This window comes from Prosthecobacter dejongeii, from assembly GCF_014203045.1.
GTDB classification, from domain to species: domain Bacteria; phylum Verrucomicrobiota; class Verrucomicrobiia; order Verrucomicrobiales; family Verrucomicrobiaceae; genus Prosthecobacter; species Prosthecobacter dejongeii.
On sequence record NZ_JACHIF010000008.1, the window covers coordinates 85467 to 106878 of the forward strand.

Annotated in this window: 16 protein-coding genes; 7 read left to right on the top strand and 9 right to left on the bottom strand. The window is 54.2% G+C overall.

Going from position 1 to position 21412, the window contains the following annotated elements; all coding sequences use genetic code 11:
• Positions 1-95 precede the first annotated feature (95 nt).
• Complete coding sequence (locus HNQ64_RS17455) at positions 96-4235, bottom strand: S8 family serine peptidase (RefSeq protein WP_184211024.1); 4140 nt, start codon at positions 4233-4235, stop codon at positions 96-98.
• Positions 4236-4450: 215 nt separating this feature from the next.
• On the opposite strand from HNQ64_RS17455, the gene HNQ64_RS17460 reads away from it, so the two are divergent.
• From HNQ64_RS17460 to HNQ64_RS17470, 3 genes are all read left to right on the top strand, one after another.
• Positions 4451-6037, top strand: coding sequence for an ArnT family glycosyltransferase (locus HNQ64_RS17460; protein WP_184211026.1), 1587 nt, complete (start codon positions 4451-4453; stop codon positions 6035-6037).
• Positions 6038-6149: 112 nt separating this feature from the next.
• Positions 6150-8618: a DUF1592 domain-containing protein gene (locus HNQ64_RS17465; RefSeq protein WP_184211028.1), complete on the top strand. Its 2469-nt coding sequence runs from the start codon at positions 6150-6152 to the stop codon at positions 8616-8618.
• A gap of 87 nt (positions 8619-8705) precedes the next feature.
• Complete coding sequence (locus HNQ64_RS17470) at positions 8706-10025, top strand: DUF1552 domain-containing protein (protein WP_184211030.1); 1320 nt, start codon at positions 8706-8708, stop codon at positions 10023-10025.
• 33 nt (positions 10026-10058) lie between these two features.
• On the opposite strand, the gene HNQ64_RS24495 is transcribed toward HNQ64_RS17470, so the two are convergent.
• Genes HNQ64_RS24495 through HNQ64_RS17485 form a run of 3 tightly spaced genes read right to left on the bottom strand, consistent with a single transcriptional unit; the run spans position 10059 to position 12677 of the window.
• Positions 10059-10214, bottom strand: a complete 156-nt coding sequence (locus HNQ64_RS24495; protein ID WP_184211032.1) for a FeoB-associated Cys-rich membrane protein — start codon at positions 10212-10214, stop codon at positions 10059-10061.
• 49 nt (positions 10215-10263) lie between these two features.
• Positions 10264-12444, bottom strand: a complete 2181-nt coding sequence (gene feoB / locus HNQ64_RS17480) for a ferrous iron transport protein B (RefSeq protein WP_184211034.1) — start codon at positions 12442-12444, stop codon at positions 10264-10266.
• Complete coding sequence (locus tag HNQ64_RS17485; protein ID WP_184211036.1) at positions 12441-12677, bottom strand: FeoA family protein; 237 nt, start codon at positions 12675-12677, stop codon at positions 12441-12443. Before HNQ64_RS17485 ends, feoB begins: the two co-directional genes overlap by 4 nt.
• Before the next feature lie 379 nt (positions 12678-13056).
• Between HNQ64_RS17485 and HNQ64_RS17490 the strand changes: the two genes are divergently transcribed.
• The 3 genes from HNQ64_RS17490 to HNQ64_RS17500 all read left to right on the top strand — a co-directional run bounded on the left by HNQ64_RS17490 (position 13057) and on the right by HNQ64_RS17500 (position 15085).
• Positions 13057-13602 (top strand): ABC transporter permease, encoded by a 546-nt coding sequence (locus tag HNQ64_RS17490; RefSeq protein WP_221305486.1) that lies wholly within the window; start codon positions 13057-13059, stop codon positions 13600-13602.
• 93 nt (positions 13603-13695) lie between these two features.
• The gene (locus tag HNQ64_RS17495; RefSeq protein WP_184211040.1) at positions 13696-14223 is read left to right on the top strand and encodes a DUF5069 domain-containing protein; all 528 of its coding nucleotides are present in this window, start codon (positions 13696-13698) and stop codon (positions 14221-14223) included.
• A 19-nt stretch (positions 14224-14242) separates the two neighbouring features.
• Positions 14243-15085, top strand: a complete 843-nt coding sequence (locus tag HNQ64_RS17500; RefSeq protein ID WP_184211042.1) for a sterol desaturase family protein — start codon at positions 14243-14245, stop codon at positions 15083-15085.
• A 12-nt stretch (positions 15086-15097) separates the two neighbouring features.
• Here HNQ64_RS17500 and HNQ64_RS17505 read toward each other — a convergent pair whose 3' ends face one another.
• Together HNQ64_RS17505 and moeB are read right to left on the bottom strand one after the other, a co-directional pair.
• The gene (locus tag HNQ64_RS17505) at positions 15098-15295 is read right to left on the bottom strand and encodes a Trm112 family protein (protein ID WP_184211044.1); all 198 of its coding nucleotides are present in this window, start codon (positions 15293-15295) and stop codon (positions 15098-15100) included.
• 10 nt (positions 15296-15305) lie between these two features.
• The gene (gene moeB / locus HNQ64_RS17510) at positions 15306-16439 is read right to left on the bottom strand and encodes a molybdopterin-synthase adenylyltransferase MoeB (RefSeq protein ID WP_184211046.1); all 1134 of its coding nucleotides are present in this window, start codon (positions 16437-16439) and stop codon (positions 15306-15308) included.
• Between the two features lie 126 nt (positions 16440-16565).
• Here moeB and HNQ64_RS17515 point away from each other — a divergent pair, with 126 nt between their 5' ends.
• A complete protein-coding gene (locus tag HNQ64_RS17515; protein ID WP_184211048.1) occupies positions 16566-17018 on the top strand; it encodes a cupin domain-containing protein in 453 nt (150 codons plus the stop codon).
• A gap of 67 nt (positions 17019-17085) precedes the next feature.
• Here HNQ64_RS17515 and HNQ64_RS17520 read toward each other — a convergent pair whose 3' ends face one another.
• The 3 genes from HNQ64_RS17520 to sucB all read right to left on the bottom strand — a co-directional run bounded on the left by HNQ64_RS17520 (position 17086) and on the right by sucB (position 21399).
• A complete protein-coding gene (locus HNQ64_RS17520; RefSeq protein WP_184211050.1) occupies positions 17086-19062 on the bottom strand; it encodes an amidophosphoribosyltransferase in 1977 nt (658 codons plus the stop codon).
• A gap of 224 nt (positions 19063-19286) precedes the next feature.
• On the bottom strand, positions 19287-20198 hold the full coding sequence (locus HNQ64_RS17525; RefSeq protein ID WP_184211052.1) for a DUF502 domain-containing protein: 912 nt from the start codon (positions 20196-20198) through the stop codon (positions 19287-19289).
• Between the two features lie 97 nt (positions 20199-20295).
• Positions 20296-21399: a dihydrolipoyllysine-residue succinyltransferase gene (gene sucB, locus HNQ64_RS17530; RefSeq protein WP_184211054.1), complete on the bottom strand. Its 1104-nt coding sequence runs from the start codon at positions 21397-21399 to the stop codon at positions 20296-20298.
• Positions 21400-21412 lie beyond the last annotated feature (13 nt).

The window sequence follows — 21412 nt, forward strand, 5'->3', positions numbered from 1 at the left end:
ACAGCCCACCTCACAAACAACCTCCTTCCCGCCAAACACACCCAGCCTACGGTTCAGTATTCGTTCTACCTTTCAAGAGCCTAACAAAAAGCAGGTCAGTTGGAGGCGGATCTCAGGACGAAGTGGCCTGAATAAATCGGTGATTCTGGTGCGCTGCTGCCGGGGAGAAGGAAGTAGCCTTCAGCACGGTTTAAATGGGGGATGATGAGACCGCTGAATGTGCCAGGGCGTTGGCGGTTCAGGCCCGGATTCAGAGGGTCAATATCTATCTTGGTGCCACTTCCGGTTACGAGACCTGTTTTTGCATTCAGCGTCATTTTGAGCTGGTGCGGATTATTAGCTCCCGTGGGGAACTGAGCGATATTCCCTGAGGCTAACGTGAAGTATTGAGTGAAATCCGTGTACAACCCCCCTTTACTAAAATCGAGCTGTGCATTGATGGAGTTCATCGGAAGATCAAGCAGCAAGCCGCCAGCGACAGGAGGCGTGTAGCGAGAGCCCAGGCCGTTCAAAGGGTGGCGGGGAAATCCAGTGCCGTAATTTCGAGTGCCTGAAGCTTGCTGGGACTTGACCCATTCTAGCTGTGCTTCAAATCTGGAAAGACCTTTAACGAGGGCTAGCGTGCCTTGCACGGAACCTGTGCTGGAATACAAGAGATGATGGATCGGCAATAAGCCCGTGCTAGTGCCGGTGCCTCCTCCGCTAAGAGTGGTGCCATCTGCCAGACGGCCCACATAACTCATGCGGCCACGCTGGGTAAGCGATAGGGCCAAATAACCGCTGCCTTGAGGGTAGTTCAGAGTGGTCTGTTGGGTGATCAAAGGCAGATGATAAGTGCCTGTGAGGCTACTCATTTCCTCGGGCAGAGCCGTCCATTCCCGCTGCGCCCAGAGGGCGGTATATTCTTCCTCTGAATGCCCTACGCTGCCGTCTAAGCGGCCACTGTCCACGGTGAAGGTGAACTCTAAAGGTGGGGCTGAGCCAGGGCGGGGGAGACTGAGATTGACCGTGGCAAAAGTTTCCCCTGGATACGTATCCAGCCAACCTTTGAGGGGTGTCCTAGCCTTGCCTTGGATAAGGGTTCCTGTGAAAGCTCCGGTTTTACCAATGTTGACCACCAGAGAGCCTCCGTAGCCGTTGTTATAAAGGTCGTTAGGCTCCACCAATCCTCGGTAAGTGCCGATAAGACCTGTGGGTAGATCTTCCACCACCCAGTCAAAGCTCATTGGTGGGCTGGCGCCTGCCGCGTTGCTGGCGATGATCGTGATGCGATAAGTGCCTGCGACGGCAGGTCGGCCAATGAGGCGGCCATTGCGCGCATCCAGCTTCACTCCTGGGGGCAGACCTGTGACGCGGTAACTGGTGGCTCCATTGTCAGCTAGGATGGGTAGATCAAGATAAGCACTGACGATGCCAGTTTCTGGCGGCACAAAATCCTCCAGCGTGGGTGGTTTCATGATGCTCAAACGCCCGCGCAAAGTATCCAGCGGGGAGAAGTCTCCCATACTGATTCGGCAGTAATAATCTTCAGCATCGGTGGTCTGAACTCGGCGGATGGTGAGAGTGGGCGTGCGCGAACCTGTGATGCGACCATCATCTCGCAGCGCGAGGCTGCCGATGAACCACTGGTACCGCAGGGCTGGTCCGGCAGCCGTCACCTTAAATGTGGCGGTTTTCCCTGGTAGCAAATGCTGAGGAGACAAGGTGCGGCGCACCACCCCTATAACCACAGGAACTTCGATGCTGGTGGTGAGGTTTTCAGCCGTGTAACTGTAAATACCTGCATCGCTCAATTGCACAGGATTCAGTGAAAGGGTGCCACTGTTCTGACCTGAAATCGGCTTGTCGGCTTTCAGCCACTGCTGTTCGGTTTTGCCATAAGTGGTGGTGGCTCCTTCGAGAGCTAATGCACTTCCTTCGGCCACAATCTGGCTGGTGGGTCTGCTGGTGAGCTCAATGCCTGGGTAAGAAATGCCGTGCAAGGTGATGGTGACGGCTCCCAGTTCGCCATCCACATCATCTTCCGGTTCGCTGGCCACCAGGGACCAGATGCCCCGGGAAGACTCACCCCAGTGCCGCACGCTGCTGAATGTCCATTCGGAGTAGTTTGCTCCGATATCGAGTTTGGAATAACTGGCCAGTGTGCTGACTGTGCCACTCGGAGATACCAGTTGCAGAGTGAGGTCACCACGGCGGCTGTGGGTGGCGCTGAGCTTGACCGTCACGTTTTCAACTCGCAGTGGGGCTTCTCCTGAGAAGTCCACATTTACGCGAGTGGCTTTGGTCTTTGCCTTCGTTTCTTCGGGTAATGGAATGATAATGCTGGTACCTCCAAGAGGTGCGATTTTTTGCCCTTCGATCGGCAATTCTGGCGTCTGGGTGCGTTCGATAGAAATCATGGTGCCTAGACCCGGCCAAGCCTGCGCCATCGCCACAGCTGACGGGGCGTGAATCATGCCACCGCCATAAAAGTGGTGATGCTTGATCGGGGCAAAACCCTGTTCCCACACATCGCGGTTAGGCCGTTGCAGCCAGCCTTTATCTTTGGGCTGGATTTGGGTGGAACTGCGCAGCAGGATCTCCTTCACGTCACGCCAGTTGAGGTAGGGATTGGCCTGCAACATGAGTGCAACCACTCCCGAGACCACTGGCGTGGCTGCGGAGGTGCCATTGAAATCATTGGTGTAATTCACTTCCGAGAGATTCTTCAGGCTGCCTGTATTGTAACCGGAAATCCCAGTGATGTCTGTGGTCACGATGCCTCCCTTCGTTTCAGCCGAGGGTGCTACCACGCAGAGATGACTGCCTGTTTCACTGTAAAAAGTCAGCACTCCCTTGTGCGTCACTGCCCCTACGGCGATGGTGTGCATGTTATTGCTGTAGGGATCTTTATTGCCTTGCAGGCCGAGATGTCTTCCGTTGCCTGAAGCCCAGACGGAGACCGTGCCACGCCCTGAGCGCCCAGTGGTGGCCGCGTAAGCCATGGCTTCAGCCATGAGCGAACCTGAGTTCACTAAATCAGAAGGGCTCCCACTCAGGCCCCAACTGTTATTCTTGACCTCAATGTAACTTGCGCCACGCGTGGCAGACTCAGCCTCAGTTTCATCAGTGACTAAGCCTGCGATGAGTCGAAAACCCACTAGGGTGGCTTGCGGGGCGACACCGCTCACACCCAGATTGTTATTACCACGTGCCGCCACCACCCCTCCCACCGCCGTGCCGTGAAAGTCCACACTCGTATTTGGATTCGGGTCCAGATCACCTTCATTCCAGTCATAATGGTTAGGTGCAGGGTCCACGTTTTCAGCCAGATCGGGATGTGTCAGCTGCAGGCCATCATCCACAATAGCAATGCGAATGCCTTGACCTTGAAAGCTATCCCAAACGCCCTCAATGCCGATATCTACCCCGACCTTCCCCCCAGACTGGCCTGTGTTTTTGAGATGCCACTGATCCCTCAGGTAAGGGTCATCCAGCAGCACTCGGCGCATCCGCTGCCGCATCAGTAAAGGTTCGACAAGAGGCAACGTTCCATCTAGAGCAGCGATGGCATCCACGGCTGCGAGGGGATCTGCGGCATCGGCGATAAAGTGCTGTTTCGCATACTCTGGGCGTTTGGTGATCTTTAGCCCCTGGCTGTTAGCCAGTTTTTCGGCCGCTTTTACATCGGCCGCTTTGACTAAAACTTGCTCTGTCAGCACCCGGCGGTGAGCGGCATCCGCAGGTCTGTCTTCGGGATAAATCACCAGCCCTGGCCAGCGTCCCTGCCGTTCGGCTTCGTTCTGCGCGAAGCTCAGCAACTGCCCGACACTAGACTGCGTGGCTATTTTGCGGAGACGCTGATGCACCGGAGCTGTGGCATCGTAGAGCTCATCCAAAGCAAGGCGGAAGCGGGCTAACTGGCCATGTTCATTCATCGCAAAACTCCGCCCAGCGCGCAGATCTTTCCCGGCTCTCTGGCGGGCCAAACGGGCAACTTCCTGCGGCTCTGAAGTGTTTTTATCTCGCGGTCCCGCTGCACTGATAGGCAAGCCAGGGGAGGACTGACGGCCTTCTTCAGGCAAAGGGGAAAGCACTTCCTGAGAGTTAAATTCGGCATCCGGGGGAAGCACTGTCTGCAAGACATGCGACAGTCTTGATGTCAAAGAAGGGCCAGACCAGAGACCAACGCCCAGCAGCCCTAACAAGGATAGCAGAGCCAGTAAGCGGCGTGAAAAATGGGGCAGGCGGACCATGGCAAGAAGGCAAGTCCTGAAACATCCTGCATGGAGTCCTGTAAGCCAAGTTTAATTTATGGAAATTATGAATTATAATGATTGTTTGAGTTTCTGTTTCGCTTCGTCAGTGAACCATTCTCGGGAAATCTCTAAACCGTCTCGTCATAAAAGCGCTTTTCTTACGGGCCTCTCGTTTGCCTTTCGACTGGTTTTGCTTCACCATCCGCCCCTTCATGTCAGATCCTGATCCGTCTCCTGTTTCACTCCTTTCGCGATACCGTGCTGGCATCTTGTTCTTGGGGGTAACTTTGGGCATCCTCCTGATTCAAAGTCTCACGGGTGTGTGGACCTCTGACATTGGGGCGGATCCAGATGAGCCGGCCCATGCCGTTACCAGTCTGATGGTGCGGGACTATTTAGCCAAGGGCCTTGGCCAGTCCCCGCTCACCTTTGCTCAGCAGTATTATGAGGCTTTTCCAAAGGTCGCCCTGGGACACTACCCACCGGGTTATTATGCCATGGCGGGTCTTGTGCTTTTGCCTTGGCCACAGCCTCCAGTTCTATTCATGTTACAGGCCGTTTTCACGGGTCTGCTAGCGCTCCAAGTCTATTTCATAGGGCGGCGCATTTTGCGAGATTTCTCCGCCATGGCAGCAGCCATCCTCAGCGCGGCATTCCCGGTGACCTTGAAACTTACGCAACTGGTGATGGCAGATCTCATGCTTGCCTGCCTATGTCTGTTGGCGGTGCAATTTTGGGTGCGGTTCCTGGAGAAGCCAAATTTTCGCTGGGCTCTGCTCTTTGGGGGCACCGCTGCCGCTGCCATTTTGACCAAGGGTTCGGGCCTCGCTTTGGCCTTAGTCCCTGCCGTGACTGTGCTGGCGCTGCACCGTTGGGACCTGCTGAAAAAGCCCGCCTTTTGGGCCGCCGGCCTACCTGTGGGTCTCTTGGCTGGCCCTTGGATGTTGTACTCCTCGAAGATTACCAAAGAGGGTATGGTGTCCTCTGGGGTGATGGACTTCGCCCTCGGTGCCGTGACCTATTACGGCTCTGTCCTTTCGACTTCTTTTGGATTTGTCACGGTCATGATGGCCGTTCCAGGTTTGGCGCTGTGGCTAGAGTTGACCAAGTTTAAGCTCCGTCCAGATGCCCGGCGTACGGCTTTGCTCGGCCTGCTTGTTGGCACGGTGCTCATCATGCTGTTCATTCCCACAGGGTATAGCAGCCGCTATTTTATGCCGGTGGTGCCCGTTGTGGCTTTACTGGCAGTCTCGTTTTTTGATTTCACTTTATCAAAGACCCCGCTGGGCCGTTTTGGCATCATTAGTCTGGTCTTACTGGTCGTTTTCCAGGTGCCTTATCTGCTGGTGAAAAACGTCCATGGTTTCCGCAGCGCCATCATGCAGGCTCTTGAAAAACCGACTTCAGGCGGCATTACCCACTGGCTCGTTTGCGCAGATCCTCGTGGGGAAGGGGCTCTCATCGCCTCGGCTGCTTTTGCCCTTCACTCCCGCTCACCTTCCTCACTTCAGATGCATCGGGCCAGCAAAGAGCTCGCGGCCACAGATTGGCTGGGCCGAGATTATAAACCTACTTTCGACAGCCCTGAGGCTCTTTTGGCCTACTTGGACCAAACCGCCATCAGCCACGTTTTCGTGCACGTCACAACCGAAGGCGAAAGTCCGAGCGCCCACGAGGAGCTCCTGCTCAAGGCCCTGCGCAGCCAGCCTAGTCGCTGGACTCTGGAGAGCAGCGTCGCCATCACTCGCCCCTACCAGCTTGCCCCAGGTCCGCTAGAAGTCTATGTCCGCAAGCCCTGAGTACCCAGCTTGTCTGGCCGTCGCTTGAAAGACGCAGCCTTTATTGGGGGTAATGTTCTCACTGGCACGTTTCGGGCTCCCCCCATCTCCTGAGACGTATCCAGCTACTCGCATGGTCATTCGATATTCTTTTTTAGCCCTTTTGGCACCCTCGCTTACCTTTAGCCTGGGAGCATTATTGCAGGCCGCCGATGGTCCACATCCGGGAAAAGTGATCTATGAAAAGCTCTGTGTGGAATGTCATGGCGACAAAGGTCAGGGCGTAGATGGTAAGTATGACGAGCCTCTTATCGGCGACCGCACCCTGGAGGCGCTGGCGCGCAAGATCGAGCGCACCATGCCGGAGGAAAACGTGGGTGCTTGTGTGGGCGAAGATGCCAAGCAGGTAGCCGCCTACATTTACGAGGCCTTTTATTCTCCCGAGGCCCAAGCAATCACCCGGCCACCGGCTAAGGATCTCACCCGTCTCACCATCGCACAATACCGCACCAGCGTGATGGATCTCATCGGCCGTTTTCGCATGGGGCCGGGGTTCGATCGCCCAATTTCTCAGGAAATGGGGATCAAGGGCTTTTATCGAGGTTTCGAGATTCCACCCCCGGAAGAAAAAAAGTCTGAAGAGAAACTGCCAGAGCAGGTCAAACTCGATGAACTTGTGGCAGCGAAAGCCGATGCCAAAGTCATCGCCAATGCGCGCAACGAACTCCGCAAGGCCGAGCAAAAACGCCGCCAGCAAGAGATCGAGAAAGCCGAGGAAAAGCGTAAGAATCGGAAGCAATTCCGCTTCGAGCGTGTGGATGGCCACATCTCTTTTCACTGGGGTAAGGACAGCCCAGATGCCGCGAAAATGATCGGTGAGGAATTCAATAACCGCTGGGACGGCGGTGTGGTGGCGGAAGAAACCGGGGTGTATGAATTCATCGTCAAAAGCGAAAACGGCGTCCGCCTTTTCGTTAACGATGACCAGGAAGCCCTGATTGACGGATGGGTGAGCAATGGACCCAAAGTCCGTGAGGAGCGCAAAAGCATCTACCTTGTCGGGGGGCGCACCTACCGCTTGGTGCTGGAACATTTCAAATTCAAGGAAGACTCAGCCTCCGTGGAGCTGTGGTGGAAGCCTCCTCATGGCGTGGAGGAACTCATCCCTCAACATGCCCTGCGGACCGACCGTTCCCAGCAGCTCATGATCATCAGTACGAATTTCCCCGCCGATGACCGCAGCGTAGGTTATGAGCGTGGCTCCAGCATCAGCAAAGCCTGGGATCAAGCCACCACAGAGGCTGCCATTGCGACGGCTGAACATGTGGAAAAGCATTTGGCACGCCTCGCCAATGTGAAGCCCGAGGATCCTGAGCGCCCGACCAAGCTCAAAGCCTTCGCCCACCTATTTGCCGAAACGGCCTTTCGCCGTCGTCTCAGTGAGGAGCAAAAACAACTCTACGTGGAATCCCACTTTAAGACGGCAAAAACTCCGGAGCAGGCTGTGAAGCGTGTGGTGCTATTTGCCCTCAAGTCTCCCCATTTTCTTTACCCTGATTTGCGAGAAAACGAGCAAGTCAGTGACTTCGATGTTGCCTCCCGCTTAGCTCTTGCCCTGTGGGATTCCATTCCGGATAAAAAGCTCTTTCAGGCCGCCTCTGAAGGCAAACTTCATACCCGCGAGCAGGTGCAGGCCCAGGCTTGGCGGATGATTTCCGATGCTCGCACTAAAGCTAAGTTACACGGTTTCTTCCATCATTGGTTAGACCTTGAGCACGCTGAAAACACCTCAAAGGATCCGAATGCTTTTCCAGGCTTCAATCAGGAGGTGCTGGCAGATCTGCGTGAGTCCTTGCTGCGTTTCATTGATGATGTGGTCTGGAGTGAGAAGTCTGACTATCGCGAGCTGTTGCGTGCTGATTATCTGCTGCTGAATGACCGCTTGGCAAAATTCTATGGCCAGACGGTGCAGGGCGGTGAGTTCCAGCGTGTCTCCTTTGATCCGAATCAGCGCGCCGGCGTCGTTACGCATCCCTATTTGCTGGCCTCCATGGCCTACAGCAAGCAAACCTCACCGATCCATCGCGGTGTCTTCCTCACCCGTAACATCGTGGGTATCTCCCTGAAATCACCGCCCATGGCTGTCACCTTTGATGAGAGCCACTTCAATCCCAGCCTGACCATGCGGGAAAAAATCACCGAGCTCACCCGCAATAGCTCCTGCATGTCTTGCCATTCCACCATCAATCCTCTTGGGTTCAGCTTGGAAAACTTCGACGCCATCGGTCGCTGGCGCACGAAGGATAACAATAAGCCAGTCAATGCCACCAGTGAGCTCGCGACGGAAGAGGGGAAAAACATCCGCCTCACTGGACCGCGTGACATCGTCAACTACGTTGCGGATAATCCCGCTGGGCACCGCGCTTTCATCCGCCACCTTTTCCATCACACCGTGAAACAGCAAATCCCTGCTTATGGGCCGCAGGTCATGGACAACCTTCAGCGCAGTTTTGCCGCTAACGGTTGCAGCATCAAACAACTCCTCGTTGAGATCACTCTGCTTTCTGCCCTTGAGGGGGTGCCCGTCGAAGTTAAGAAATGAAGACGTCTTAGTCTGGGCCTATATCGTTTTATCCCAGACTGCCAATCGCAAGAAAACTTCCCCACGCTGCGTAGCTTTATCCCCCTCATGAAATCTCTGAATCGCCGTCAATTTCTTCGCGACCTCGGCATCTCCGCTACGGCCTTGCCGTTCCTGGCGGGTCTGCCTAGCATCACGGGAGCTCCGGCACCGCAAAAGCGGCAGCGGCTCATCGTCATGTTCTCCCCCAATGGCACGCTGCCGGGTGAATTTTGGCCTGATAAAGAGGGGGAGGGAATTGAGTTCAAATCCATCCTTAAACCGTTGGAAGCCTTCAAGGAAAAGACCCTGATCCTTCATGGTATCGCCAACAAGGTGCAGGGTGACGGAGACAGCCACATGCGCGGCATGAGCTGCCTGCTTACCTGCGATGAATTGTTGAAAGGCAATATCATGGGCGGTGGTGGCAATCCTGCTGGCTGGGCCAGTAATATTTCCATTGATCAGGAGATCAAAAACTTCCTCCAAAGCCGCCCAGAGACCCGCACTCGTTTTGGCTCGCTTGAGTTCGGCGTAGCGGTGCCTGATCGTGCCGATCCCTGGACTCGCATGAGTTATGCCGGTGGCAATCAACCCATCGCCCCCGTAGATGATCCCCACCAGATGCTGGGCAAATTGTACGGCCGAATGAAAGACAAGGAAAGTCTTGTCAGCATCTTGGATGACGTGCGCGATGACCTAAAGCGTGTTTCCTCCAAGCTGAGTGCTCGCGACAAAGCTTTGCTGGACCAACACATGACTTTGGTCCGTAGTCTGGAACAGGATCTGGAGAATGCCGATAAGCAAGGCCAGCTCGCCCATCCAGTGCCGCAGATTGACCCCAGCATTGAACTGGTGAATGACAATACGCCCGAGATCAGCCGTGTGCAGATTGATCTCCTGGTCAACTCCCTGGCCAATGACATGGCCCGCGTGGCCACGCTTCAATACATGCGCTCTGTGGGCATGGCCCAGATGCGCTGGCTGGGCATCGAAGAAGGTCACCACTCTCTTTCGCACGATCCTGATGACAATAAAGACAGCTACGCCAAGCTGATGAAGATCAATACCTGGTTCGCGGGAGAATTCGCTTATCTGGCCAAGCGCCTCAGCGAAACCCCTGAGCCGACAGGGGATGGCAGCATGCTGGACAATACCTTGTTAGTCTGGACCAATGAGTTAGGTAAGGGCAATAGCCACACCCTCAATGACATTCCTTATGTGATGGTGGGTGGTGGGGCAGGATTCAAAATGGGCCGTACCTTGAAGTTTGACAAAGTCGCTCATAATCGTCTTTGGATGAGCGTGGCACACAGCATGGGCCACACGGGGCTCAAAACGTTTGGCAAGACTGAACTTTGCGAAGGTGGAGCCCTGAATCTTGTTTAAGCCAGGCTTGGGTGTTGGCAATTTCGCGGTGTCTTAACGAACATGCTTTTTCAGAGCCTGGGGCTTTTGTGCGCAGCCACAGGCTCCGCCACAACCACTCTTTTTACGGTTTTTCAAAGAGGAATAGAGAAAGCATGCTGCCGTCACTAAGACCACTGCGGGAGCTGCCCAAGATTGCCAGTCGTTCATAAGAATGGTTTAGACTGAAAGGAAGAAGGCAATGTTGAGTTTACGGTCGTCAATATCCCAGCGCGCTGCCGACTTGGAAGATAACAAAAGATAGAAAGTATGCGGTTCCTGTCATGAAGCCAAGCTGGAAAAACATCCAGCCCCAACTGCCTGTCTCGCGCTTGACTATGGCCATGGTGCTCACGCATTGCATGGCAAAGACGTAAAAGACCAAAAGGCTGATGCATACGAGCGGAGTATAAACAGCAGAGCCATCCGCACGTTTTTCCTCACGAATGCGATCCCTTACAGGAGCAATGTCTTCGTCATCCTGGGCCTGCACGGCATAGACCACGGACATCGTGTTCACAAAGACTTCACGGGCTGCAAAGCTACCGATCAAACCGATGCCGATCTTCCAGTCATAGCCGAGGGGTCTAATGGCAGGCTCAATGAAGTGACCGGCGCGCCCTGCCAAACTCTGGGCAAGATGCTGGGAATTGAGCGACGCTAGCTCGGCTTTCGCAGCCTCCAGTTGTGGGGCCACAGCTTCATTCTCAGCCTGCGGTTCAAGCTCCGCGATGCGTTCTTCTACTGTGGTTACCTGCGCACTGATGTCGTGATTTTTAGGGTAGGTAGAGGCGGCCCAGATCAAGATGGAGATACCGAAAATGATCGTCCCTGCACGGACCAAGAAGGCCTTGGCCCGTTGCCACACAAGAAGGAGGATGGATTTCAACGCGGGCATCTTGTACGTCGGCATTTCCAATATCATGGGGGCGTTTTTCCCGCGCATAATGCCTTTGTTTAGCACCCAGGCGAAGAAGAAGGCCCCGAGTGTGCCGAGTGCATAAAGACCGACCATGATCCCCGCCTTGGCCCAGGTTGAGACAGTATCTGGCATGAAGACACTGATGAGCAGGACATACACGGGAATACGGGCCGTGCAGCTCGCCAGTGGGGCGATGAGGATGGTGATGAGACGATCCTTTGGACTGTCAATGGTACGCGTGGCCATCACCCCGGGGATGGCGCAGGCGTATGAGCTGAGGAACGGAAGGAAGGCTTTACCGTTGAGGCCCACGACGCCCATCACCCGATCCAAAATGAAAGCCACGCGGGCCATGTAACCGGTGTCCTCCATGATACCGATAAAGAAAAAGAGGATCAAAATCTGTGGGAGGAAAATGACCACACCACCGACGCCTGCAATGGCCCCTTGAACGATCAAATCACGCAGATCTCCTGCCGGCATGATCCCGGTGACCCAGGTGCCCAAAGCTCCAAAGGTCTCGTCAATCAATCCCATGGGGATCTCAGCCACGGCAAAGATAAGATAAAAAAGAAAGCCCAGAAAGGCCAGCATGGTGAGGCCGCCTAGTATCGGGTGGAGGAGGATGGCATCCAACTTTTGAGTGATGGTCGGCAACTCCTGATCGGGCCTTTGCAGTACTTCGCGGGTCAGGCTTTCGATCTTGGCATAACGATCTGCCACAAGCTGATCTTCCCAACCTGGATGAGTGGCGTTCAATGCATCCCGCCCCCGCTGGATCTGGCCCATGTATGCATCCTTGATACTGGCGTGCAGCGGATCGTGGTCTGAAAGCAAATAGAGCGGTTCGAGAAGAGTCGTTTTATCATGAACTGCCCCTGTCAGTAGCAGTTCCGCTCGGGTCGTCTGGAGAGTGGCACGAATGTCATCAGGCAACGGTGCCGACTGCCATCGGGGAAGGGGGATATCTTCGCGACTGATCGCGGATTTCAGTTCCAGAAAGCCTGTTCCGGTGGTCGCTTGCATGGGGACCACCGGAACACCGAGTTCGTCTGAGAGCTTTCTGAGGTCAATACGCCATTCCTTGGACGTGGCGATGTCCATCATGTTCAGTACCAGGATCGTCGGCAGGCCCAGTTCTAGAACTTGAGTGAGGAGGTAAAGATTGCGCTCTAGATTCGCAGCATCTGCGATGAAAACGACTCGGTCTGGCCGGGGGGTATCTGCCTGACGGCCTAACAGCACGTCGCGCAGGACAGCCTCATCTGGGCTGCGGGCATTGAGGCTGTAAGCACCCGGAAGGTCAATGAGACGAAGTTTTTTGCCATGTTGGCTGTAGCATTCCCCAATCTTTTTTTCGACCGTGACGCCTGGGTAATTCCCCACCTTCTGCCGCAGACCGGTGAGTTGGTTGAAAATGGTGGTCTTTCCCGAATTCGGGTTGCCTACGATGGCCAGCAGGGGCGATTCGGCGCTCATGCTTGGGAAATGCAAATGTCTGCCGCCTCATGATTACGCATGGCCAGGTGAGAACCGCGCACGGTGATCTCAATGGGCTCTCCTAGCGGGGAACGCCGTACCATGGTGACACGTGCACCTGGCGTCAGGCCTAGCTCGCGCAGGCGAGTGAGTCCCGTTCGGCCCGTAGGCATGGACTGAATGATGCCGGATTGGCCGACAGGGAGCTGGGAAAGTGTGAAAGGGGCGTGCATGGCTGAAGTGCAATTGAGACGCGCTCGCAGAGTAGAACGCTAGCGGAGGCATGAACCTTTGCAACCAAGACAGGGTATTTATGCAGAATTAGGTCGGATTCGTCTCCTGATTAACATCCCCTGCGCCACTATTGCGCTGGGAGGAGGTTTCGTGAATCATCATGTGCCCATGCTGTCACGCCTGCTTACCTCCCTCGTTCTTGTTTTTTTGCACGCTCCGTTAATGGTCCTGGTGGTCAATTCTTTTAATGAATCGCGCTTTGGAGGGGAGTGGGAAGGCTTTACATGGAAATGGTATGAGCGACTTTGGAAAGCGGATGAGGTCTGGTCCTCTCTGTGGTTGACTATAAAAGTCGCCTCTCTGTCGAGTGTCACAGCCATGATTTTAGGCACCCTGGCAGCATGGACGCTGCATCAGTTTCGATCCCGTCTGCAAAGCGTGCATCAAAGCCTGGTGACGCTGCCTCTCGCCCTACCAGATCTTCTAATGGGCATGTCGCTGCTGGCTTTATTCGTAGCGGCTGGGGTAGAGACAGGATTCATGACCCTATGGATCGCGCATGTGACGTTTTGCCTGAGTTACGTCACGATGGTGGTGCTGGGGCGATTGCAGGATTTTGACCTCACGCTGCTGGAGGCGGCTCGTGATTTAGGCGCTACGCGTTGGCAGGCGATGCGTCGTGTTTTACTGCCCTTGCTACTTCCAGGGATCTTAGCCGGTGGGCTACTAGCTTTTACCCTTTCGATGGATGATTACGTGATTTCCTTTTTTGTCTCTGGCCCTGGAACCACGACGTTACCCCTGCGAGTCGCCAGTATGATGAAAACCAGCCGCAGCCTGCCCATGATCAATGCCCTGAGCACACTCATGATCGCATGCACCTTTCTTCTCGCAGCGGCCAGTTTTCGTCTGCAAAAGAAATAGGAGACCCTGGCTCGATCTCACTGAAACGCATCTGGTCTTGTTTCAAACTTTTCGCGTGCCCAAGGCTGAGGTGATGGTAAAGCATCCATCACTATGAAGCATTACATTTGGGACTCTTATTTCGTGGAATTGTTCGACGCCTGCGTGGACGAATACGATGACGGCAACAAGGACTTCGAGAGCTGGTTTAGCGATGAGGACCAAGACTTTCTAAAAGCCATCGGCTGCCGTGAGCGCGAGTTCTTCGACTTTGTGGAAGATAACGTCAGCTCAGGTGGCGAAGACCCCACCGCCATCACGGCCCTTTTGGTAGCGGCTGTGCGTCGGGATTATTTCCTGACGATCCAAAAAGGAGTGGAGAGTGCACACGTCATTGCCCCATCTGAACTTCCTGCTAAAACGGCCGACTTAGGTGGATTTGTCTGGCTACCGCGGATCATCGTAAAGGCACGTGCAAAACTGCGTGGGGAGATGGACCCTGACACGATGTTTTGCTGCGGTGGCGATCGTGCCTTTTTGTCCAAGCATGACATTCATCCGGCAGACTTCCTGCGGGTGGTTTGGGCAGCCGGAGATGACGATCAAAAAATCCTCGACTACGTTAAATCACGCCAAGCTTGAGGCTGAGGCGCACTGAATCATGGAATTGTTTCGTGAACAGTTGCTGCTGCTCGTCAGTGTGCCGGTGATCTTGGGGGCCATCCTTCTTGAGATCATCGTCACACACTTCCATGGCATCCGGGCTTATACCCGGCGGGAGACTCTGACGAATTTTTACATGGCTGCTTTGAATGGCAGTCTAGACTTAGTCTTGCGCGCGGTGCTAGTCCTACCCGTAATGTTGTGGGCATGGAATCATCGCGGGATGGATCTGGACAAAGGCTGGTTCTACTGGATCGCCTTGTTTATCCTCCAGGACTTGGCCTATTACGTCCTGCATTACGTGGACCATCATTGCCGCCTGTTTTGGGCAGTGCATGTCACACATCATTCTTCGGAGGAGTTCAATCTCACCACCGGGTTTCGTTCGTCTGTCTTTCAGCCTGTTTATCGCACGATTTACTTCCTACCTATTGCTTGGTTGGGCTTTGAGCCGCTCGATATTCTCTTCATGTATGCGGCCACACAGATCTACGGCAGCCTCATTCATACCGAGCGCATTCAGTCAATGGGTTGGCTAGAGCATGTTTTGGTGACGCCGAGCCACCATCGCGTACATCATGCTTCCAATGGGCGTTACCTGGATAAAAACATGGGCATGTGCCTGATCGTCTGGGATAAACTTTTTGGTACTTTTCAGGCTGAGTTGCCGGATGAACCTGTGCGTTATGGCCTAACCAAAAGAATTGAAGATCGAGGACTGCTGAACATTGTTCTTCATGAGTGGAAGGACATGCTGAGAGATGTGAGGCAGAGCGCTTTGCCTTGGAGAAAACGCCTAGGCTACATCTTCCGAGGGCCAGGTTGGAAGGCTGAGGAGTAATCTCCCGTGCCTTTAGACTTCCTGCGGCAGCAGCACCGGAATGCCATTGTCTATCGTATAAAGACGTGTCCCATCTTCACTGACGAGAGCTTTTTCTTCGGCTGCTAGGCCGTGGCGTTGTAAGTCTTCAGCCAGAGCCCAGCGGAGCGGCTGATGTGTGTGGGGACAGCGAAAAGTCAGTAAAAAATCGTTGATCCAGGTAAGGTCCATGATGAGGGGATTAGATGGCGGGTACGGTTGGATCAATATCTTTGGCCCAGGCTAGAATACCGCCCGCAATATTCCAAACCTGGGTGTAACCCAGGTCTTGCAAAGTTGCTACAGCCTTAGCACTGCGCATGCCCGATCGGCAATGCACGAAGACGGGCTTGTCCTTGGGGATTTCAGCCGCACGAGCGGTGACCTGTCCCAGAGGGATGAGAATGGAGCCCGTGATGCGTGCGTTTTCATACTCATCAGGCTCGCGCACATCCAGGAGGAAATGGTCTTCCCCCTGCATGCGTTTGTCGTGCAGTTCCTGAACCGTGAGAGTAGGTACATTGGGAGGAGGTGTCATACCGCAAAAGCCTTGGTAGTCGATGGGTTCGGTGATGGTGGGATTTTCTCCACAGACGGGGCAGTCAGGGTCGCGCCGGAGATTGAAGGTGCGAAAGCGGAGACTCAAAGTATCCACGTGAAGAAGCTTGCCTAACAAAGGTTGCCCCATACCGGTGATGAGCTTGATGGCTTCAAGCGCCTGCATGGTACCGACGAGGCCTGGTAAAACGCCAAGCACGCCACCTTCTGCGCAACTGGGAACCAAGCCTGGCTTGGGCGGGATAGGGGACATGCATCGGTAGCAGGGCGCGCCCAGGTGGGGAGCGAAGACGGCCACCTGTCCCTCAAAGCGTAAAATACTGCCATACACATTCGGCTTACCCAGCCAGACAGCGGTATCATTGGAGAGATAACGTGTGGGGAAGTTATCAGTTCCATCAATCAAGAGATCATAATCGGCGGCGATTTGGCGAGCGTTCGTTGCCGTGAACATCTCACGGTGCATTCGCACTTCGAGATGTGGATTGATGTCTAAAAGCCGTTCGCGTGCGGCTTCGAGTTTTGGGCGTCCAACATCGCTTTGGCCAAAGAGCAACTGTCGTTGTAGGTTAGAAATCTCTACCACATCTGGGTCCACAAGGCCCAATGTACCCACACCTGCCGCAGCCAAATACATGCTGATGGGAGAGCCCAGACCTCCAGCACCGATGCACAAGACACGTGCGGCTTTTAGTTTTCTCTGAGCTTCGATACCAAACTCAGGCATGGCGAGATGCCGTGCATAACGCTGGAGTTCGGCAGGGGAAAGATCAGTCATCAGCAATGACCTACAGGGGAGCATTGCCGGTGCGCCGAGGCAAATGGTTGTGTGAAATCCCTGAATCAAAAAACGCCAGACAAGTCAGGGAATGGGTGTTTTTTACTGGGGTCTCATTCATTCTATATGGCCAATAAAGCTACTATTATACCGGCAGGCCAAGGCACCATCATCCGTGCTTTTGGTCAAGAATCCCATTTTCATCTCACTGGGGAGCAGACTGGTGGGGCTTACACGCAGTGGGTAGAAATCACTCAGCCTGGAGGTGGTCCACCTCCCCACTTTCATACTCGAGAGGATGAATGGTTTTATGTTTTGGAAGGTCAGATGAGCTTTTTAAAAGAAGGGCAATGGAACGAAGGGGGCCCAGGCACCGCTGTTTACATGCCTCGGAATGTACCTCATGCCTTTAAGAACACAGGGAACATTGTTTCCAAGATGCTCATCACCACGGCTCCCTCGGGCTTTGAAAACTTCTTTGCTCGTTGTGCTGAAGTGATGAATCAACCTGGAGAGCCTGATATGCAGCGTATCATTGAGATCAGCGCTGAGCATGGAATCTATTTTGTAAATCCCTAGCTCAGAGCCAACGCTGGCGCAGTGACCAGTTTTTGAAAAAACAGGTCACTCATTTCTTCTGCGTTTTTTAGAGAAGTGTGTCGTAGCTGCGCCCACCCTTGCCTTCAAAGAAATTCATGAAGGCACGATTCACAGTGTAGAAGCCGCCCGGGGTCGGGTAGTCACCACTGAAATACCAGTCGCCATAATCAGGTCCGAGCGCCTTGTGAAGTCCGTCAATGGATTGGAAAATCACGTGAATGTCACCCTGCCACGCGGTGTGCTGGGGATAGACTAACTGGCTCACTTTGGCGGAGATCTGCGCATCGCTGAAAGGAGCGTAGATGGCTTTGACCGCATTACGCATTTCAGATTTAGGCTTATTTACTTCGGCTTTGCAGGCATCGTAAGTTTCCTTCACCACATGGCGCAAGCCATGTTCATCCAGAAGCGCAATAGCGGCCTGGAAGGCGATGAATTTGCCCAGTTCAGACATGTCAATGCCATAGCAGTCAGGGTAGCGGATCTGCGGCGCGGTGGAGCACACGATGATGCGGCGCGGATTGGTGCGGGCCAGGATGCGTAGCAGGCTCTTTTTGAGCGTGGTTCCACGGACGATCGAATCATCAATGACCACCAGATTGTCATTCGGGGTCACAACTCCGTAAGTGATATCATAAACACTGGAGACAAGCTGATCACGGCCACTTTCTTGGGCGATGAAGGTGCGCATCTTGATGTCTTTGTGCGCGATCTTTTCCGAGCGGGGCCAGTTACGCAGGACGAGATCATCCAGTTTGTTTTCGTCAAAGGTACCACTGTGTACCATCTCGACGATGGCATCCTTCACTTCTTGGCGACGCCGATAACGCAAGCCATCCAGAAAGCCATGATAGGCTGTTTCTGCGGTGTTTGGGATGAAGCTGGTGACGGTATGTTCCCAATCGTTTCCGATGGCTTCGATAAGCTGTGGAACCATCTGCTCGCCCAGTGCTTTGCGCTGGCGATAGATGACCGAGTCGTTGCTTCGAGAGAAGTAAATGCGCTCGAAAGAACAAGGTCGCAAAGGCTCAGCTTGCGGGGCAAAGGCGGTGGTGGTGATGGCTCCAGAAGATTTGATGACGCAAACGTGACCTGGGGCCAGCTCCTGAACGTCGTTTTCATCGACTTCAAACACGGTCATGAGGGCGACGCGCTCCGAAGCAAAAGCAACGACCTCATCATCTTCATACATGTGGCATGGGCGAATGCCGAGGGGGTCCCTCATGATGAAGAAATCCCCGTTGCCAATGGTGCCGGCAATGGTGTAGCCGCCATCCCAGAGTTCGGCCGATTTACGAATGATGTGGGCCACATCGAGTTGCTCGCTGATGTGACGGGTGATATCTTCCAGCGGAACGCCGGAATCTCTCATTGTGTGATAGAGATCAGTGTGGGCTTCATCGAGCTGAAAGCCGATCTCTTCGAGCACCGTTTGGGTATCGGTATCGAAGACAGGGTGCTGGCCCCGTTTCATCATGATTTTATTCAGCTCACCCGAGTTTGTGAGATTGAAATTACCCATCACCATGAGGCTCCGAGTGGGCCAGGTGCTGCGGCGGATGTAGGGGTGTAAGCTCCCTTTTCCGAAAGCACCGCTGGTGCCATAACGGAGATGTCCCATGTTCACTTCCCCAGCCAGTTCAAACTCACGTTTGATCGCCTCGGGATCGTCTTCAAACTTCGTATATTCCAGGCCAGATTCATCGCGGCGCTCTTTGCGCTCAGCATTCACCCTGCGGGCGATTCGGCCAAATTCCTTCATCTCATCTGCGAGGACTTCTCCGATCGCCTCTGCGGACTTGGTGGAGCGGACGCGAAACATGTAAGGCGCTCCTGGGGGCATATCCAGCTTGCAGCAGCCAATGCCGATGCCGTCTTGGCCACGATTGCGCTGTTTGGCCATGAGGCCAAATAGGCGCTCCAGTCCATAGAGGGCAGTGCCATACTTGTCCTGGTAATAGGCCAAGGGTTTTTTCAGCCGGACTACGGCAATGCCGCACTCGTGTCGGATGGGGTCGCTCATGTGTTGGGAGCACTCATCCTTGGCAGACAATGCGGGGAGTGCAAGACGTGGCCGCAGCTTTTTCTCAAGTCTGGGCTTGTTCTCAGGGATTCAAAGGTCAAAAGCGGGAAAGCAAAGTTTTTTCGGAATCTGTGAAGCAGAAAAAAACCGTGTGGGTAAGGGTGTTTTTTCTGCTTCTGTGTCGTCGGATCGCAACAAAACACTCAGGAGTGATGAACTCCATGTTATTTTTTACGCCATGAAAGGGCGCTGAGGATGCGCCGACCTGGGGAATGAGTCCCTGCGAGTTCGGCGGCTTCCACTTCACTGTCACTCAAAATATCTGGATCTCCTGAATCAAAATCTTCAGCACGAGGTAGGCCCACGGGCAGATCAGGTTCGGACTCCGGTTCATGTGCTTCTTCTGCCACAGGCAGAGGGGCTGGGCTGATGTCAGGCTTCGATGCGGGTGCCGCCAAACTGGATGGGACGATAAGTCCCCCTGAAAAGATGAGCTTCATGGCATCCTCAACCGTCAGAGGTGCATCTGTTACTTGCTCAATCGGTACGACCAGAAGTAACCCTGTCATCGGGCTCAGTGCTCCAGGGATGAATACAGCCGCGAGAACCTTGTTTTGCTGAGGATCGAGATATTGCCCAGTGACAAAGCCCAGCATCTTCATATCGCCAGAAGGGTAGTCCACATAGACAACACGTTTGAAATTTTGCCTTCCACCCAGTCCTTTAAAACCATCAATCACCTGCTTCAAAGATTTGTAGATGAAAGAGACGATGGGCACACTGAGCAGCAGCTTATCCATGGCCATAACCACCCGTACCCCCAGCACGTTGGTTGCCATGGCGCCTAAAGCCAAAAACACCATCAGGGGAATCAAGAAACCCACGAACGTCAGCACATGCTGGTAAGTGGGCGAGCTGGGATCTACGATGATCCGTCCCGTCAATTCATTGATAAAACGAGCAATGAAATCCACCACAGGCACGCTCCACCCGTGCAGCAAGTGATATGCGCTCTGGAGAATCCAGAACGTGATCAGCAGTGGCAAAGCCACGGCGACTCCCGCCAAGAACTTATTGCGCAGCCACACAAAAGGACTGCGCGGATTAGGCGGGGGAATGGGGGGGAGAGAGGACATGAATAGGTGCAGGCCCTTGGGTATGCAGAGAATTACTCTCTGCTATAGAGAACCTAACACCAATCTGCGTTCAACGAACAGAAAAGTTCGTGTCATTTCATGCACCGACGAGCATCCGGGCCGGATTCTCAATGCAGTCTTTGATACGGATCAGGAAGGTCACAGCTTCTTTGCCATCGACCACACGGTGGTCATAGCTGAGGGCTAGATACATCATCGGACGGATCACCACCTGGCCATCCACCGCAATCGGGCGCTGCTGGATGGTGTGCATGCCTAAAATAGCACTCTGAGGAGGATTGATAATCGGCGTGCTGAGCAGGGAACCGTAAACGCCACCATTGGAGATGGTAAACACGCCGCCGCTAAGGTCTGGAATGGAGATTTTACCCTCTTTGGCCTTGGCTGCATAACCCAGGATGTCTTTCTCAATGTCTGCAAAAGACTTTTGATCTGTGTCACGAAGAACTGGGACGATGAGGCCTTTTTCAGTGCCTACAGCGACGCCGATGTCATAGAAATGATTCTGGATGATTTCATCTCCTTCGACACGGACATTGATCGCTGGCACGGCCTTGAGGGCTTCAACGACTGCTTTGACAAAGAAGGACATAAAGCCCAGCTTCACCCCGTGGGTTTTCACAAAGCTATCCTGTAACTTAGAGCGCATGGCCATGATGTTGGTCATGTCACACTCGTTAAAGGTGGTGAGGATGGCCGCTGTCTGCTGAGCGCTGACGAGTTGGTCAGCGATCTTTTTGCGCAGAGGCGTCATCTTTTTACGCGTGGTCCGACCTTCCTGTTTGGCTGCGGCAGGAGCAGGGGCAGGTTTAGGCGTAGGGGCGGCCTCTGCTTTGGGCGCAGGGGTAGGCTTGGCTTCAGGAGCAGGTGCTGCTGGTTTGGCGTCTTCAACCTGTGCCACTGGAGGGGCGGGTTTAGGGGCTTCGGCTGCGGCAGCAGGTGCGGCGGCACCTTCTGCGATGCTACCCACGACGGCTCCCACTTCCACATCTTGCCCTGCCTGGCTGCCGATGGTGAGAATGCCTGAAAATTCGGCAGTGACCTCTGCAGCCACTTTATCGGTTTCCAGGGTCAGAAGGATGTCGCCAACTTTGACGGCATCGCCATTGTTGAAGTGCCATTTGGCGATTTGACCTCCGGCGACAGATTCGCCGAGTGCGGGGATTTTGATGTCAGGCATGGCTAAGGAAAGG

Coding starts and splice junctions, on each gene's coding strand:
- HNQ64_RS17455 (WP_184211024.1), bottom strand. CDS start 4,235: ATGGTCCGCCTGCCCCATTTTTCACGCCGCTTACTGGCTCTGCTATCC.
- HNQ64_RS17460 (WP_184211026.1), top strand. CDS start 4,451: ATGTCAGATCCTGATCCGTCTCCTGTTTCACTCCTTTCGCGATACCGT.
- HNQ64_RS17465 (WP_184211028.1), top strand. CDS start 6,150: ATGGTCATTCGATATTCTTTTTTAGCCCTTTTGGCACCCTCGCTTACC.
- HNQ64_RS17470 (WP_184211030.1), top strand. CDS start 8,706: ATGAAATCTCTGAATCGCCGTCAATTTCTTCGCGACCTCGGCATCTCC.
- HNQ64_RS24495 (WP_184211032.1), bottom strand. CDS start 10,214: ATGAACGACTGGCAATCTTGGGCAGCTCCCGCAGTGGTCTTAGTGACG.
- feoB (WP_184211034.1), bottom strand. CDS start 12,444: ATGAGCGCCGAATCGCCCCTGCTGGCCATCGTAGGCAACCCGAATTCG.
- HNQ64_RS17485 (WP_184211036.1), bottom strand. CDS start 12,677: ATGCACGCCCCTTTCACACTTTCCCAGCTCCCTGTCGGCCAATCCGGC.
- HNQ64_RS17490 (WP_221305486.1), top strand. CDS start 13,057: ATGATTTTAGGCACCCTGGCAGCATGGACGCTGCATCAGTTTCGATCC.
- HNQ64_RS17495 (WP_184211040.1), top strand. CDS start 13,696: ATGAAGCATTACATTTGGGACTCTTATTTCGTGGAATTGTTCGACGCC.
- HNQ64_RS17500 (WP_184211042.1), top strand. CDS start 14,243: ATGGAATTGTTTCGTGAACAGTTGCTGCTGCTCGTCAGTGTGCCGGTG.
- HNQ64_RS17505 (WP_184211044.1), bottom strand. CDS start 15,295: ATGGACCTTACCTGGATCAACGATTTTTTACTGACTTTTCGCTGTCCC.
- moeB (WP_184211046.1), bottom strand. CDS start 16,439: ATGACTGATCTTTCCCCTGCCGAACTCCAGCGTTATGCACGGCATCTC.
- HNQ64_RS17515 (WP_184211048.1), top strand. CDS start 16,566: ATGGCCAATAAAGCTACTATTATACCGGCAGGCCAAGGCACCATCATC.
- HNQ64_RS17520 (WP_184211050.1), bottom strand. CDS start 19,062: ATGAGCGACCCCATCCGACACGAGTGCGGCATTGCCGTAGTCCGGCTG.
- HNQ64_RS17525 (WP_184211052.1), bottom strand. CDS start 20,198: ATGTCCTCTCTCCCCCCCATTCCCCCGCCTAATCCGCGCAGTCCTTTT.
- sucB (WP_184211054.1), bottom strand. CDS start 21,399: ATGCCTGACATCAAAATCCCCGCACTCGGCGAATCTGTCGCCGGAGGT.